Consider the following 12,969-nt stretch of genomic DNA (forward strand, 5'->3'; position numbering starts at 1 on the left):
GAAGAGATGGATCAGCCAGTCGGAATAATGGGTATGCCCGAAGTCGGTTTCTTCGGCATGTTGCTTATCGGCTTCCTTGCTGGCTATATTGCCGAGAAGGCGATGAGCCGCAATCATGGGCTTTTCACCAATATTTTGGTTGGCATCGCCGGTTCCTTTGTTGGCGGGACGCTGGCAGGTCTGGTGAATTTCAATTTCTATGGATTCTTTGGAAATCTGATCGTTGCGACAGTTGGCGCAATTCTCATCCTGTGGGTCTTTGGTAAAGCCAAAGCCGCAAATTAGGATATTCTAATGGTAACGGTACTCGACACCATCGATCAAAAAAGGCGCTTGCGCCATCCGGAAAAAGCTAACCGTCCGGACACGGAGCTTCTCAAGAAGCCTGATTGGATACGTGTAAAAGCGCCCGTATCGAAGGGATACTCCGAAACCCGCGATATTGTGCGTTCCCATAACCTTGTCACGGTTTGTGAAGAGGCCGGCTGTCCGAATATTGGTGAATGCTGGGATAAGAAGCACGCGACCTTCATGATCATGGGCGAGATCTGCACGCGTGCCTGTGCATTCTGTAATGTCGCAACTGGCCTGCCGAAGGCGCTGGACCCTGAAGAGCCGGAGAATGTTGGCAAAGCAGTCCTGAAAATGGGTCTGCAACACGTCGTGATTACATCTGTTGATCGTGATGATCTGGCCGATGGCGGGGCGCAGCATTTTGCCGATGTCATCCTGGCCATTCGCCGCATTTCTCCCGGCACGACCATTGAAATTCTGACCCCCGACTTCCTGCGCAAGCCCGGCGCACTGGAAATCGTGGTTGCTGCCCGTCCAGACGTCTTCAACCATAATCTTGAAACTGTGCCTTCGAATTATCTGAAGGTTCGACCGGGTGCGCGATATTTCCATTCCATAAGGTTGTTGCAGCGCGTCAAGGAAATCGATCCCACCATCTTCACCAAATCCGGCATCATGGTTGGGTTGGGCGAAGAGCGGAACGAAGTTTTGCAACTTATGGATGATCTTCGCTCTGCGGATGTGGATTTCATGACGATTGGCCAATATCTCCAACCAACGCGCAAACATCACGCTGTGCTCAACTATGTCACGCCTGACGAGTTCAAGTCTTACGCCACTATCGCCAAGACCAAGGGCTTTCTTCTTGTTGCCTCGAGCCCGCTCACACGTTCCTCGCACCATGCGGGCGAAGATTTTGCCAGATTGAAAGCTGCGCGCGAGGCGCTGCACGCAAGCCGCGCCTGACAAATGCCGAAATTTGACACGACTCGACCTGTCGCCCACCGCGCAGAGCAGATGTTCGACCTTGTTGCCGATGTGGAAAGCTACCCGCAGTTTTTGCCGATGTGCGAGAGCTTGAAAGTACGCTCGCGCAAGGAACGGGACGGCAAGGTGCTGCTGATTGCGGATATGACAGTCGGCTACAAGCTTATCCGTGAAACCTTCACCAGTCAGGTTTTGCTGAAGCGCGAAGAAAAAATCATCGAAACCAAATATATTGATGGTCCATTCCGCTATCTCGATAATCGCTGGCAGTTCGTTCCGGATGCAAATCCTGAGCGATCGACAGTGAAATTCTATATCGATTATGAGTTCAAAAGCCGTACGCTCGGATTTCTGATGGGCTCGATGTTCGATATTGCGTTCCGGAAGTTTACCGAGGCGTTTGAAAAGCGTGCAGATGCCATTTACGGTGTCGACGGCAAATCGCCAATTGCTTGAGAAGAGTTTGCCCGTGCAGGACGAAAACACCGAATATCAGCTTTGTGTCGAAACGCCATCCGTGGATGACTATCTTCGTCTTCGAATAATCTCGGGGTTAAGTCCGAAGGGCAGGGAAGCTGCCGAAATCGGACTACCGAACACCATTCACGCCGCGATCATTCGATATCAAGGCCAAGCAGTTGGAATGGGCCGGATTGTCGGCGACAAAGGCTGTTTCTATCAGGTCGTTGATATTGCAGTCGATCCGGAGCACCAGGGCAAGGGGCTAGGCAAGATCATCGTGGAAAATCTGGTGGACTATGTGCAGAACAATGCACCGGATGGTGCCTATTGCAGTTTGATTGCCGATGGTCCCGCTAAATATCTCTACGAAAAATTTGGTTTCGAGCCGGTCACTCCCAAATCGATTGGTATGGCGCTGAGGGTCAAGCGGACTTAGTTTCAAGTGCCGAAAGTGCCATATCTAGCGCAGTATTGACCGCGGCCATGCGAATTGAGGCCCGTCCCTTATCTTCAAACAGGTGGTGTGCGGCAACGGGCTCCTGACCCTTCAGTGCCAGTCCAAACCACACAAGTCCGACCGGCTTTTCCTTCGACCCGCCGCCGGGTCCCGCAATGCCGGTGACAGAAAGCGCAATTGCTGCGCGGGAGTGGGCAAGCGCACCCGTAGCCATCGCCAATGCGACTTCCTCTGAGACAGCGCCGTATTTCTCGATCGTTTCCATAGGAACGCCCAGCATGTCATGTTTGGCTTCGTTAGAGTAGGTAACGAAGCCTCTGTCGACAACATCGGAAGAGCCGCCAATATCTGTCAGCGAAGCGGCAATTAGTCCGCCAGTGCAGGATTCGGCGGTAACCAGCAGGATACCCTCACGCCGGCACGCTTCAAGCAATGCTATTGCCTTGGTTTCTGCAATAAGTGTGCTCATTCAGGTAGTCCGCCAGGATATATGACCGAGGCAGTTGCTATTGCGGCTACCCCTTCCTCGCGTCCGATAAAACCGAGTTTTTCATTTGTCGTCGCTTTTATAGAGATACGATCCGGCGTAATGCCAAGCATTTTTGCCAAAGCTGCGGTCATAGCTTCGCGGTGGGGCCCAACCTTGGGTGCCTCGCAGATTAAGGTAATATCCGCATTGGCGATCCTTCCGCCAGCCTCTTTCACAATCTTCACTGCATGTTCAACGAAGATGTGGGAAGCGGCGCCCTTCCACTGGGGATCAGAGGGCGGGAAGTGTGTCCCGATATCTCCGGCGCCGCGCGTCGCCAGCAGGGCATCAGTTAGGGCATGCAGGGCGACATCAGCATCTGAATGCCCCGAAAGCTTCCTGTCGTGCGGGATGAACACGCCAGCCAACCAGACACCATCGCCCGGTTCGAATGCATGAACGTCATATCCATTGCCGGTGCGCACGTCCGGGAAGGAGAATTGCTTTTGCGACAGACGATCATCGGCCATTTCAATATCCTTTGCCCAGGTGAGCTTTGTATTATCAGCGGACCCTTCGACTATGCGCACGGGCAGACTGTGCCATTCGGCGATGGCGGAATCATCTGTAAAGTCAGAGCGTCCGGCGGCATAAGCTGCATTATGGGCATCAAGAATGGGCTGGTAGGGGAAAGCTTGAGGGGTTTGCGCTGCATATAGGCCTGCACGAGGAACCGTTGCACTCACCATTGCATCGGGGCCGGCAGCCTTCAATGTATCGGACACCGCCAGTACCGGCAGGACACCGATATGAGGAGTAAGATTAAAGATAACGCGCTCGAGCAAATCTGCAGCTATGAAAGGCCGCACGCCATCGTGAATGAGTACGTGATCGATTCCCGCATTGTCCAAAGCCAATAAGCCAAGACGGGTTGATTCCTGTCGCGTTGGGCCGCCGGTAACAGCCTTCACTTTATCGGCCACATCGCCCAGCGCCTGGGCAAACAGTGCGCCATCCTCTTTGTGAATGACCACGACAATTTGATCGATCATGGGACAGCCAAGAAAAGCCCGAACCGTATGCATCAGCACGGCTTCGCCGCCGATCCTGCGATATTGCTTGGGACCTTCGACGCTTTGGCCAGCGCGTTCGCCGCGTCCTGCTGCCACGATGACAGCAGCTACCCGCAGTTTATTGTCGTCAGTCTTGGCAGGCACAATTCTCTCCGATCAATCAATCTGCGTTACCCTTTGCCAAACCGAAAGGCTAGAGGCCTTAGTTATTAAAGGTCGAAAACTGATCAGAGAAAGGCGTGGATTGCCTTGCGAAGCAGCATGATCCTGTCTAAAGGTTAGGCTATTATAAAATTGCATACGAAACAGGCAGACGTGGTGACCGATTTAAAGCAACCATTGACCGTAGGCGGCGTCAAATTGCGCAATCGCGTATTTCTGGCGCCGATGTCCGGCGTATCGGATTTGCCGTTCCGCCAGCTTGCGTGGCAGGCTGGCGCGGGAATGGTCGTGTCCGAAATGGTCGCGAGTGCGGAGCTTTGCACGCGGGAGCGTGGAAATCTGCTGCGGCTGAAGGGCGATGGATTAGGCACCCATGTCGTGCAGATTGCTGGTCGTGAAACCAGATGGATGTCGGAGGCCGCTCGTATTGCCGAGGGTGAAGGCGCCCATATCGTGGACATCAATATGGGTTGTCCTGCAAAAAAAGTAACTGGAGGCCTGTCCGGATCTGCGCTTATGCGTGACCTTGATCACGCTTTGACGCTGATTGAGGCAACCATCAATGCCGTCAAAGTGCCCGTAACGTTGAAAATGCGTCTTGGCTGGGACGATAATAGCATCAATGCGCCGGAACTTGCATCCAGAGCGGAGCAGGCGGGTATACAGATGATAACGGTGCATGGGCGCACACGCTGCCAGTTTTATGAAGGCAAGGCGGATTGGCGGGCGATTCATGCGGTGCGTGATGTCATCTCCATACCGCTTGTTGCCAATGGCGACGTTCTGACCCGTGATGATGCTATTGCGATCCTGAGAGATTCTGGAGCCGACGCTGTCATGGTGGGGCGGGGATCATATGGGCAACCGTGGTTGCCGGGCTGGATTGCCGGCGATAGCAGCACGACAGGCCCCGAGACGGTGGCTGACTATGCGATTGCCCATTACGAAGCAATGCTGGCGCATTATGGATCAACGACAGGTATCCGCCATGCGCGCAAACATCTTGGCTGGTATCTCGATTTGCACGGGGTTGATATCGGCCCTGCCACGCGCGGTTCCATCATGACGGAAACCAATCCACTCCTTGTGGCAAAACGTTTGCACGATGCTTTGAGCCGCCCGCAGACAGATTTGAAGAAAGTGGCTTGATGACGGTACCTGAAAATACGCTTGCAAGCATGGTTCTCAATTCACTGCGCCATCCCGTGATAATGCTGGATGAAGCGGGTTATATCTCCTACGCCAATGCGGATGCGGAAGCTTTTTTTCGTTCAAGCGCCACAATCTTGAGCCGCAATACACTTGATATGCTGCTGCCCTTTGGCAGCCCTCTATTGGCTCTTGTTAAACAGGTGCGCGAGAGCCCATCGCCGGTAAATGAATATCGCGTGGATGTCTCATCGCCGCGCCTTGGCCAAGACCGGATCGTCGATCTTTACGTGACGCCGGTGAGCGAGTCTCCGGGGTCCATCGTTATCCTGTTCAAAGAACGTTCCATGGCGGAAAAGCTTGACCGCCAGATGACGCATAGGGGCGCTGCGCGTTCGGTTACGGGCCTTGCCTCGATGCTCGCACATGAGATCAAGAATCCTCTGTCAGGCATACGCGGTGCAGCCCAGCTGCTGGAAACCGGTCTTAATGACGATGACAGAGCTTTGACGCGGCTGATAACCGACGAAACTGATCGTATCGTATCGCTTGTAGATCGCATGGAAGTGTTTTCGGATGAGCGACCGATTGAACGGGAAGCAGTCAATATCCACGTGGTTCTGGATCACGTCAAAGCTATCGCCAGAAACGGTTTCGCCAGCCACATAAAGTTTCATGAGGATTATGATCCCTCGCTGCCCTATGTTTTCGCCAATCGCGATCAACTTGTGCAGATATTTCTCAATCTCGTAAAAAATGCAGCCGAATCCATAGGCGCAAACGAGCCCGGTGAAATCACACTCTCCACGGCATTTCGCCCCGGAATCAGGCTGTCGGTACCGGGGATGCGCAACCGCGTTTCGCTCCCGCTTGAATTTTGCGTTTCCGACACCGGCGCTGGCGTTTCACCCGATATCATGCCGCATTTGTTTGATCCGTTTGTCACGACAAAACCCAACGGTTCTGGCCTTGGGCTTGCACTTGTAGCGAAGATCGTTGGTGACCATGGCGGTGTCATTGAATGCGATTCATTTCCCCGCAAGACAACATTCCGGATTTTGATGCCTGCTTGGCAAAACGGTCCGCTTGACGATGACCACGCAGATGACAATCCATACCCCACTAAGACAGGATTCTGATAATGAGTTTGGGTAGCATTCTCGTAGCCGATGACGATGCGGCAATCAGAACGGTTCTCAATCAGGCGCTTTCGCGTGCCGGTTATGATGTTCGCATAACGTCGAATGCCGCAACGTTGTGGCGCTGGATCTCGGCAGGTGACGGCGATCTCGTGATTACCGATGTGATCATGCCGGACGAAAATGCCTTTGATCTTTTGCCGCGTATAAAGAAATCCCGTCCGGATCTGCCGGTTATCGTTATGAGCGCGCAAAACACGTTCATGACAGCTATTCGCGCCTCGGAAGCTGGTGCTTATGAGTATTTGCCAAAACCGTTTGATCTGACCGAATTTGTCAGCATTGTTGGCCGGGCTTTGGCTGAGCCGAAAAAGAAGCTCGACAAACGACCTGTAGATGAGCAACCCGATACAATGCCGCTGGTGGGTCGTTCTCCCGCCATGCAGGACATTTACCGCGTGCTTGCCCGTATGATGCAGACTGACCTGACGGTCATGATTTCCGGTGAATCCGGTACGGGCAAGGAATTGGTGGCTCGTGCGTTGCATGAATATGGTCGGCGGCGCAAAGGGCCCTTCGTTGCAATTAATATGGCGGCGATTCCTCGTGATCTGATTGAATCAGAATTGTTCGGGCATGAGCGCGGAGCCTTTACCGGAGCGCAGAACCGCTCAAGCGGGCGTTTCGAACAAGCCGATGGCGGAACACTTTTTCTCGACGAGATTGGCGATATGCCAATGGAGGCCCAGACGCGCCTGCTACGTGTCCTGCAGCAGGGCGAGTACATGACCGTCGGTGGACGAACACCGATCAAGACGGATGTCCGTATCGTTGCGGCAAGCAATAAGGACCTTCGCACCCTCATCAATCAGGGGTTGTTTCGCGAAGATTTGTACTACCGCCTTAACGTGGTGCCGCTGCGTTTGCCGCCGCTGCGTGAACGCGGGGAGGACATTCCTGATCTGGTCCGGCATTTCTTCAAAATGGCGGTCAAGGATGGTCTTCCGGAAAAACGCATTACCGGCGCCGGTTTGGATCTTATGCGCCGCTATCCCTGGGCGGGAAATGTGCGTGAACTCGAAAACCTCGTTCGGCGCTTGGCAGCGCTCTATCCGCAAGAAGAAATCAATGCGGATGTCATTGAAGTTGAACTGAAGGCGGATTTGCGCCCCGCAGAGCCATCATCGAATGGCTTGGCGAATGAAGACATTACCATTGCTCAAGCAGTGGAATTGAATATGCAGCGGTACTTTCTGTCCTACGGAGACGACCTGCCGCCAGCGGGACTTTACCAGCGCGTACTGGAAGAGGTTGAGTACCCGCTTATCTTGTCGTGTCTGACTGCCACTCACGGCAATCAGATCAAGGCCGCCGAGCTTTTGGGGTTGAATCGCAATACGTTGCGCAAGAAAATTCGCGAATTGGGTGTCAATATCTACAAGAACAATAAAAGCGACCGCTAAGGGCGGCCGCGTAAACGGCCACCCGAATATTTCTCTCAGGCAATCGGTCCGAGATAGTCGAGCTTGCCTACTGAAACGCCATTATGGCGCAGGATGTTCTGCGCGGTTGTGACGTGAAAATAGAAGTTGGGCAAAACGAACTTGGTGATGTAATCATCGCCGCTCAGCGTTGTCTTCAATTTGCCGAAGCTCAGCGTGACTTCTTTTGAAGAAGCGTCACGAAACGCGCTTTCATCCACGCTTTTCAGAAAATCCACTGTTTTTGCAACGCGCTCCTGCAACTCTGCAAACGTCTTCTCTTCGTCGGGCATTTTAGGTGGTTCGATAGAGGTAAGGCGGCCAATAACACCTTTTGAGGTATCGCTTACCCGCTGTACCTGACCGGAAAATGGCAGCATGTCCGGTGCAAGCCGCGCATTGATAAGTACGTCTGGGCTTATTTTCTTCTCAGTCGAAAACGCTTCTGCCTTATCAATCAGCGATGAAACAATGGAAAGCCCGCGTAACAGAGCGGGTATTGAAATAGCGTAGGTTGAATTGGACATGGGTGTCTTTCCTGGAAGGTCGTTGCAACTGCATGGATGCCAACTTCACGCGCAGCTGGCTGAGTGGCAGATACGCCTCAGCTTTGTTTTTTCAAGGCCAGCGCCAAAGATTGCCGCCATTCAGACGTATCAGTCTACATTGTTTGGCGCTTTGGCTGATATATTTCTATGTATTCGCTGTTTGCGTGAACGATACGGTTTCGCCCTTGATTTTTGGCGGCGTAGAGGCACTTGTCAGCTGCCACAAGCGCTTCTTCCAAAGGCTGGCCCGGCTCGTGAATAGCAATACCGACACTCACGGTGACGTTAAGTTCAGAAATGCGCAAGTAAGTGGGGATTTCCCGCATACCCATAAGAATTTTGTGTGACAGCCAATCAGCTTTGCCAATGTCGGCATTGGTGAGAAAAAGAGCAAATTCTTCGCCGCCGAACCGTGCGGCAAAATCCCATTCGCCAATAACTGAGCGCAGCAAGATACCGATTTCCTGTAAAACGCTATCGCCGACTGCATGTCCATAACGATCATTGATTGATTTGAAATGGTCGGCATCAATGTAGAGGATTGCGCCTGCACTTTTCGCTGGGTCGCACAACGTAATTTGCCTTTGCGCTTGGAGATAAAATTCATTCCTGTTTGACAGTCCCGTCAAATCATCTCTGCGCGATGCAAGATCAAGCAGCGATGCGGTCTGTTTCAGGCGATAGTTCAAGCCAACCAGAAATGAACCGAGTGGAGCACTAACAATTATGACGATGGCCGTTGTCACGATCAAAACATTGTTAATTCGGCCCAGATCAACCAAGGCAAAGAACGCCACAGCTAGGACATTTGCCGCGATAGTTGCCATTAAGACCATTATGACGACCTGTCGATAAGGCGACATATTGCCAAATTTGGTCATCCAGAAATCGTAGGTCGTCATTGCACCCACCGCGAAGTTGATACACTTAATTACAACCGTGATTTGTGAAGAAGCTATGCGTAAAACGCCGTAAATTTTAATAGTTGGCTGAATTGTTGATGTTTCATGTCGACTATTGCAAATGGTTGTGCATTTCACACAACCCAAACGATAAAGCGTTGCATTTCCGCCACAATGTGTTGCATGAGTGCCACTTGGTTGGGGTCACATAGCAATGCTCTTGTCAAACTCGGTCAACACATTGAATGGTTCTGTATCCGGCGCTAGGGGCGGCGTTACGCAGAGGTTCTTTTCACGTCTGGGTATTGCAACAGTAATACTGGCGTTGCTGACCACAGGCGTAACATTCCTTATTCTGACCGGGGTTACACCGATCCATCCGGATAGTGATGTAACTTTGCTGCTGACCAGCATCAATGCGGTTTTAATCGTCGCGCTCATTTTGTTGATTGGCCGCGAAATTTACCGTGTTGTCCAGGCGAGGCATCGGGGAAAGGCGGCATCTCGTCTTCACGTGCGTCTCGTTGTGCTTTTTTCGCTCGTGGCTGCCGTGCCGGCAATGATCGTGGCAATTGTCGCCTCCATCACCCTGGATATGGGGCTTGATCGGTGGTTCGAAATGCGAACCTCGACGATTGTAAAATCGTCGATCAGCCTGGCGGAAGCCTATATTCAGGAAAGCGCACGGAATCTGCAGTCCACGAGCCTCGAAATGGTCGATGACCTGGACACGCAACGCACATTGTTTGATCTGGACCGCAGCGGTTTCGTCCGGCTAATTACACAGCAGGCACTCGGGCGGAACATGATTGCGGCGTCGATAATCCGTACTGACGGAAGCACGGTGGTGCGCGCTGATATTCAAACGGCAACACCGATACCGACAGTTGCAAAGTCAGTTCTTGAAACTGCCTCTGACGGAAAACCTGTGCTTATTCCGCCAGATCAGACCAATCTGTTGAGTGCCGTCATCAAACTGCGTGAGATCCCGGGCGTATTTCTCTATGCGATACGGCCGGTCGATCCGGATATTCTCAATACCAGTCGGGCGATGGAGAAAAAGACCGCTGACGCTGCAATCGCCGCCGACGGCAATGGCATCACAACACAGATTCTCTTTGCGATGCTGTACTTCGGATTGACGCTTACTCTGCTTCTCTCTGCAATTTGGACCGGCATTGCGGTAGCGGATCGTCTCGTTCGCCCAATACGCTTGCTCATCGGTGCAGCCGATAATGTTGCGACTGGCAATCTGAATGTTTCTGTTCCTGTTCACCGCTCTGACGGTGATGTCGGGTCATTGTCCCAGACGTTCAATACAATGGTCCGTCAATTGGGCAGCCAGCGCAAAGACCTTGTTTCGGCGAAAGATCAGATCGACGAGCGGCGCCGCTTTTCAGAGGCTGTGCTGTCAGGCGTTACCGCAGGTGTCATCAGCGTCAATGCTGATGGCGCGATCGGCATTTTAAATCGCTCTGCTGAAACCATGCTGGCACTCGATCCGATTGCCTCGCGTGGTAAAAACCTGTCCGCTCTTGTTCCGGAAATAGGTCTGGTATTTGAAGTGGCGCATGCCACCGGACGATCCGTCTATCGTGAACAGGTAACCATGTCGCGTCGTGGCAGCGCCCGGACATTTAACGTTCAGATTACCGTGGAAGATGCTGAATCCATAGAACACTCATATGTTGTGACCGTTGATGACATAACGGATCTGGTTGAAGCGCAACGCTCATCTGCCTGGGCCGATGTGGCGCGGCGCATTGCGCATGAAATCAAGAATCCGCTTACGCCCATTCAGCTATCGGCAGAACGCTTGCGCCGCCGTTTTGGCAAGGTGATCACTGAAGACCGGGAAGTTTTCGACCAATGCACCGAAACCATTATCCGGCAGGTCGGCGATATTGGTCGCATGGTTGACGAGTTTTCGTCGTTTGCGCGCATGCCCAAGCCGGAGATTAAGGCGATGGACTTGCGTGAAGCGCTTCGTGAAGCTTCGTTCCTCGTGGAAGTAAGCCGCAGCGATATCCGTTTTGAACGAGATTTCGGTACCGTGCCGTTAATTGGTCAGTTTGACAGCCGTCTTTTGGGGCAAGCCTTTGGCAATGTTATCAAGAACGCCGCTGAAGCGGTGGAGGCGGTTGTCAAGGAAGGGCACGTTGACGGCCATATCCTCATCAGATCACGCGCGCAGGAGGGTTCGATCGTTGTTGAAGTTCTCGACAGCGGCAAAGGATTGCCGCGCGAGCATCGTCAACGTCTGCTCGAACCCTATATGACGACACGCGAAAAAGGGACTGGCCTTGGCCTTGCTATCGTCAAGAAGATCGTTGAGGACCACGCCGGTCACATAGAACTACACGATGCGCCGGACGATTTTTACGGGGGGCGAGGCGCAATGATCCGCATGATTTTTCCAATGAACCAATCTGCTTCCGCAGATTCAGAAAATCCCGATAAAACGGCAAAACAGGTGAATTCAAATGGCATCTGACATTCTTGTAGTCGACGACGAAGTCGATATCCGCGAGCTTGTTGCAGGCATACTGAGCGACGAAGGTTATGATACGCGCGTGGCATCGGACGCCGACAGCGCTCTGGCTGCCATAGATGAACGAATTCCGCGTCTCATATTCCTTGATATCTGGATGCAGGGTAGCCGTCTTGACGGTCTGGCCCTGCTTGATGAGATCAAGCTGCGTCATCCGGAAATTCCCGTTGTCATGATTTCGGGTCACGGAAACATCGAAACAGCTGTCTCGGCAATCCGCCGGGGTGCCTATGATTTCATTGAAAAACCATTCAAGGCTGACAGGCTTATCCTGATTGCCGAGCGCGCGCTTGAAACCTCCAAGCTTCGCCGCGAAGTCTCCGACCTGCGCAAGCGTTCGTCGGAGAGCTTCGAGCTTTTAGGCTCTTCCCTATCGATGAATCATTTGCGGCAAACAATTGAGCGCGTGGCGCCAACCAACAGCCGAATCATGATTACCGGTCCATCAGGCGCCGGTAAGGAACTGACGGCCAGGGCAATTCATGCCTTGTCCAGCCGGTCGAAGGGTCCATTCGTCAATCTCAATGCTGCGACCATCACGCCTGAACGTATGGAGGTTGAACTTTTCGGTACGGAATCCGATGGCGGCGAACGCAAGGTTGGCGCGTTGGAGGAGGCACATGGTGGCATTCTTTATCTCAATGAGATCGCTGATATGCCGCGTGAAACGCAAAACAAGATTCTGCGCGTTCTCGTCGATCAGCAATTTGAGCGTGTGGGCGGTACCAAGCGGATCAAGGTTGATGTGCGGATCATCTCGTCGACGGCGCAAAATCTTGAGGCGATGATCGCAGAGGGCCGTTTCCGCGAGGATCTGTTTCACCGGCTTGCAGTTGTTCCGGTTATTGTTCCGCCGCTTGCGGACCGCCGCGATGATATTCCCGCTCTGGTAGACTTTTTCATGGCACAGATCGCTGATCAGGCTGGTATCAAGCCACGCAAGATCGGCCCCGATGCGATGGCGGTTTTGCAATCGCATTCCTGGCCGGGCAATATTCGGCAGTTGCGCAACAATGTTGAGCGATTGATCATCCTTGCTCGCGGCGATGATCCTGACGCTGTTATCACCGCAGATCTGCTTCCAGCGGAAATTGGCGATACTTTGCCCAAGGCTCCTACAGAATCTGACCAGCACATTATGGCCTTGCCGCTGCGCGAGGCGCGTGAGCGTTTTGAGAAGGAATATCTGATCGCGCAAATCAACCGATTTGGCGGAAACATCTCGCGTACGGCGGAATTCGTTGGTATGGAACGTTCGGCACTGCACCGGAAGTTGAAGTCCCTCGGGGTATAGC

The 12,969-nt window shown here is 52.9% G+C and carries 13 protein-coding genes; 9 read left to right on the forward strand and 4 right to left on the reverse strand.

Annotated features, from left to right (window positions below; translation table 11 throughout):
• Positions 1-6 precede the first annotated feature (6 nt).
• Genes V9K92_RS19890 through V9K92_RS19905 form a run of 4 tightly spaced genes read left to right on the forward strand, consistent with a single transcriptional unit; the run spans position 7 to position 2,179 of the window.
• The gene (locus V9K92_RS19890; protein ID WP_115053050.1) at positions 7-285 is read left to right on the forward strand and encodes a GlsB/YeaQ/YmgE family stress response membrane protein; all 279 of its coding nucleotides are present in this window, start codon (positions 7-9) and stop codon (positions 283-285) included.
• A gap of 9 nt (positions 286-294) precedes the next feature.
• Positions 295-1,260, forward strand: coding sequence for a lipoyl synthase (lipA, locus tag V9K92_RS19895; RefSeq protein ID WP_337354741.1), 966 nt, complete (start codon positions 295-297; stop codon positions 1,258-1,260).
• Between the two features lie 3 nt (positions 1,261-1,263).
• The gene (locus V9K92_RS19900; protein ID WP_337354742.1) at positions 1,264-1,737 is read left to right on the forward strand and encodes a type II toxin-antitoxin system RatA family toxin; all 474 of its coding nucleotides are present in this window, start codon (positions 1,264-1,266) and stop codon (positions 1,735-1,737) included.
• A gap of 13 nt (positions 1,738-1,750) precedes the next feature.
• Positions 1,751-2,179, forward strand: a complete 429-nt coding sequence (locus V9K92_RS19905; protein ID WP_115053302.1) for a GNAT family N-acetyltransferase — start codon at positions 1,751-1,753, stop codon at positions 2,177-2,179.
• On the opposite strand, the gene V9K92_RS19910 is transcribed toward V9K92_RS19905, so the two are convergent.
• Both V9K92_RS19910 and V9K92_RS19915 read right to left on the reverse strand, forming a co-directional pair.
• On the reverse strand, positions 2,166-2,669 hold the full coding sequence (locus V9K92_RS19910; protein WP_337354743.1) for a CinA family protein: 504 nt from the start codon (positions 2,667-2,669) through the stop codon (positions 2,166-2,168). The two genes, V9K92_RS19905 and V9K92_RS19910, sit on opposite strands and share 14 nt — an antisense overlap.
• On the reverse strand, positions 2,666-3,886 hold the full coding sequence (locus tag V9K92_RS19915; protein ID WP_337354744.1) for a bifunctional 2-C-methyl-D-erythritol 4-phosphate cytidylyltransferase/2-C-methyl-D-erythritol 2,4-cyclodiphosphate synthase: 1,221 nt from the start codon (positions 3,884-3,886) through the stop codon (positions 2,666-2,668). The genes V9K92_RS19910 and V9K92_RS19915 overlap by 4 nt, the downstream gene beginning before the upstream one ends.
• Before the next feature lie 174 nt (positions 3,887-4,060).
• On the opposite strand from V9K92_RS19915, the gene dusB reads away from it, so the two are divergent.
• From dusB to ntrC, 3 genes are read left to right on the forward strand one after another with little or no spacing between them, the layout of a single operon-like run.
• Positions 4,061-5,053 (forward strand): tRNA dihydrouridine synthase DusB, encoded by a 993-nt coding sequence (dusB, locus tag V9K92_RS19920; RefSeq protein WP_337354745.1) that lies wholly within the window; start codon positions 4,061-4,063, stop codon positions 5,051-5,053.
• Positions 5,053-6,192 (forward strand): two-component system sensor histidine kinase NtrB, encoded by a 1,140-nt coding sequence (locus V9K92_RS19925; RefSeq protein ID WP_115053055.1) that lies wholly within the window; start codon positions 5,053-5,055, stop codon positions 6,190-6,192. The genes dusB and V9K92_RS19925 overlap by 1 nt, the downstream gene beginning before the upstream one ends.
• A 2-nt stretch (positions 6,193-6,194) precedes the next feature.
• Positions 6,195-7,655, forward strand: a complete 1,461-nt coding sequence (gene ntrC, locus V9K92_RS19930) for a nitrogen regulation protein NR(I) (protein ID WP_115053056.1) — start codon at positions 6,195-6,197, stop codon at positions 7,653-7,655.
• A gap of 35 nt (positions 7,656-7,690) precedes the next feature.
• On the opposite strand, the gene V9K92_RS19935 is transcribed toward ntrC, so the two are convergent.
• Both V9K92_RS19935 and V9K92_RS19940 read right to left on the reverse strand, forming a co-directional pair.
• Positions 7,691-8,200 carry a DUF1993 domain-containing protein gene (locus tag V9K92_RS19935; RefSeq protein WP_115053057.1) on the reverse strand — a complete coding sequence of 170 codons (510 nt, stop codon included), beginning with the start codon at positions 8,198-8,200 and terminating at the stop codon, positions 7,691-7,693.
• Between the two features lie 134 nt (positions 8,201-8,334).
• On the reverse strand, positions 8,335-9,123 hold the full coding sequence (locus V9K92_RS19940) for a GGDEF domain-containing protein (RefSeq protein WP_337354746.1): 789 nt from the start codon (positions 9,121-9,123) through the stop codon (positions 8,335-8,337).
• 214 nt (positions 9,124-9,337) lie between these two features.
• Here V9K92_RS19940 and V9K92_RS19945 point away from each other — a divergent pair, with 214 nt between their 5' ends.
• Complete coding sequence (locus tag V9K92_RS19945) at positions 9,338-11,617, forward strand: sensor histidine kinase NtrY-like (protein WP_337354747.1); 2,280 nt, start codon at positions 9,338-9,340, stop codon at positions 11,615-11,617.
• Positions 11,607-12,968 (forward strand): nitrogen assimilation response regulator NtrX, encoded by a 1,362-nt coding sequence (gene ntrX / locus V9K92_RS19950; RefSeq protein WP_115053060.1) that lies wholly within the window; start codon positions 11,607-11,609, stop codon positions 12,966-12,968. The genes V9K92_RS19945 and ntrX overlap by 11 nt, the downstream gene beginning before the upstream one ends.
• The last annotated feature ends 1 nt before the right edge of the window (position 12,969 follow it).

This window comes from Phyllobacterium sp. CCNWLW109 (assembly GCF_037203905.1).
In the GTDB taxonomy this organism is placed as follows: domain Bacteria; phylum Pseudomonadota; class Alphaproteobacteria; order Rhizobiales; family Rhizobiaceae; genus Phyllobacterium; species Phyllobacterium ifriqiyense.

What these genes read in the sequence shown, in the direction of transcription:
- V9K92_RS19890 (WP_115053050.1), top strand. Translation starts at nt 7, where the DNA reads ATGGATCAGCCAGTCGGAATAATGGGTATGCCCGAAGTCGGTTTCTTC.
- lipA (WP_337354741.1), top strand. Translation starts at nt 295, where the DNA reads ATGGTAACGGTACTCGACACCATCGATCAAAAAAGGCGCTTGCGCCAT.
- V9K92_RS19900 (WP_337354742.1), top strand. Translation starts at nt 1,264, where the DNA reads ATGCCGAAATTTGACACGACTCGACCTGTCGCCCACCGCGCAGAGCAG.
- V9K92_RS19910 (WP_337354743.1), bottom strand. Translation starts at nt 2,669, where the DNA reads ATGAGCACACTTATTGCAGAAACCAAGGCAATAGCATTGCTTGAAGCG.
- V9K92_RS19925 (WP_115053055.1), top strand. Translation starts at nt 5,053, where the DNA reads ATGACGGTACCTGAAAATACGCTTGCAAGCATGGTTCTCAATTCACTG.
- ntrC (WP_115053056.1), top strand. Translation starts at nt 6,195, where the DNA reads ATGAGTTTGGGTAGCATTCTCGTAGCCGATGACGATGCGGCAATCAGA.
- V9K92_RS19935 (WP_115053057.1), bottom strand. Translation starts at nt 8,200, where the DNA reads ATGTCCAATTCAACCTACGCTATTTCAATACCCGCTCTGTTACGCGGG.
- V9K92_RS19940 (WP_337354746.1), bottom strand. Translation starts at nt 9,123, where the DNA reads ATGACGACCTACGATTTCTGGATGACCAAATTTGGCAATATGTCGCCT.
- V9K92_RS19945 (WP_337354747.1), top strand. Translation starts at nt 9,338, where the DNA reads ATGCTCTTGTCAAACTCGGTCAACACATTGAATGGTTCTGTATCCGGC.
- ntrX (WP_115053060.1), top strand. Translation starts at nt 11,607, where the DNA reads ATGGCATCTGACATTCTTGTAGTCGACGACGAAGTCGATATCCGCGAG.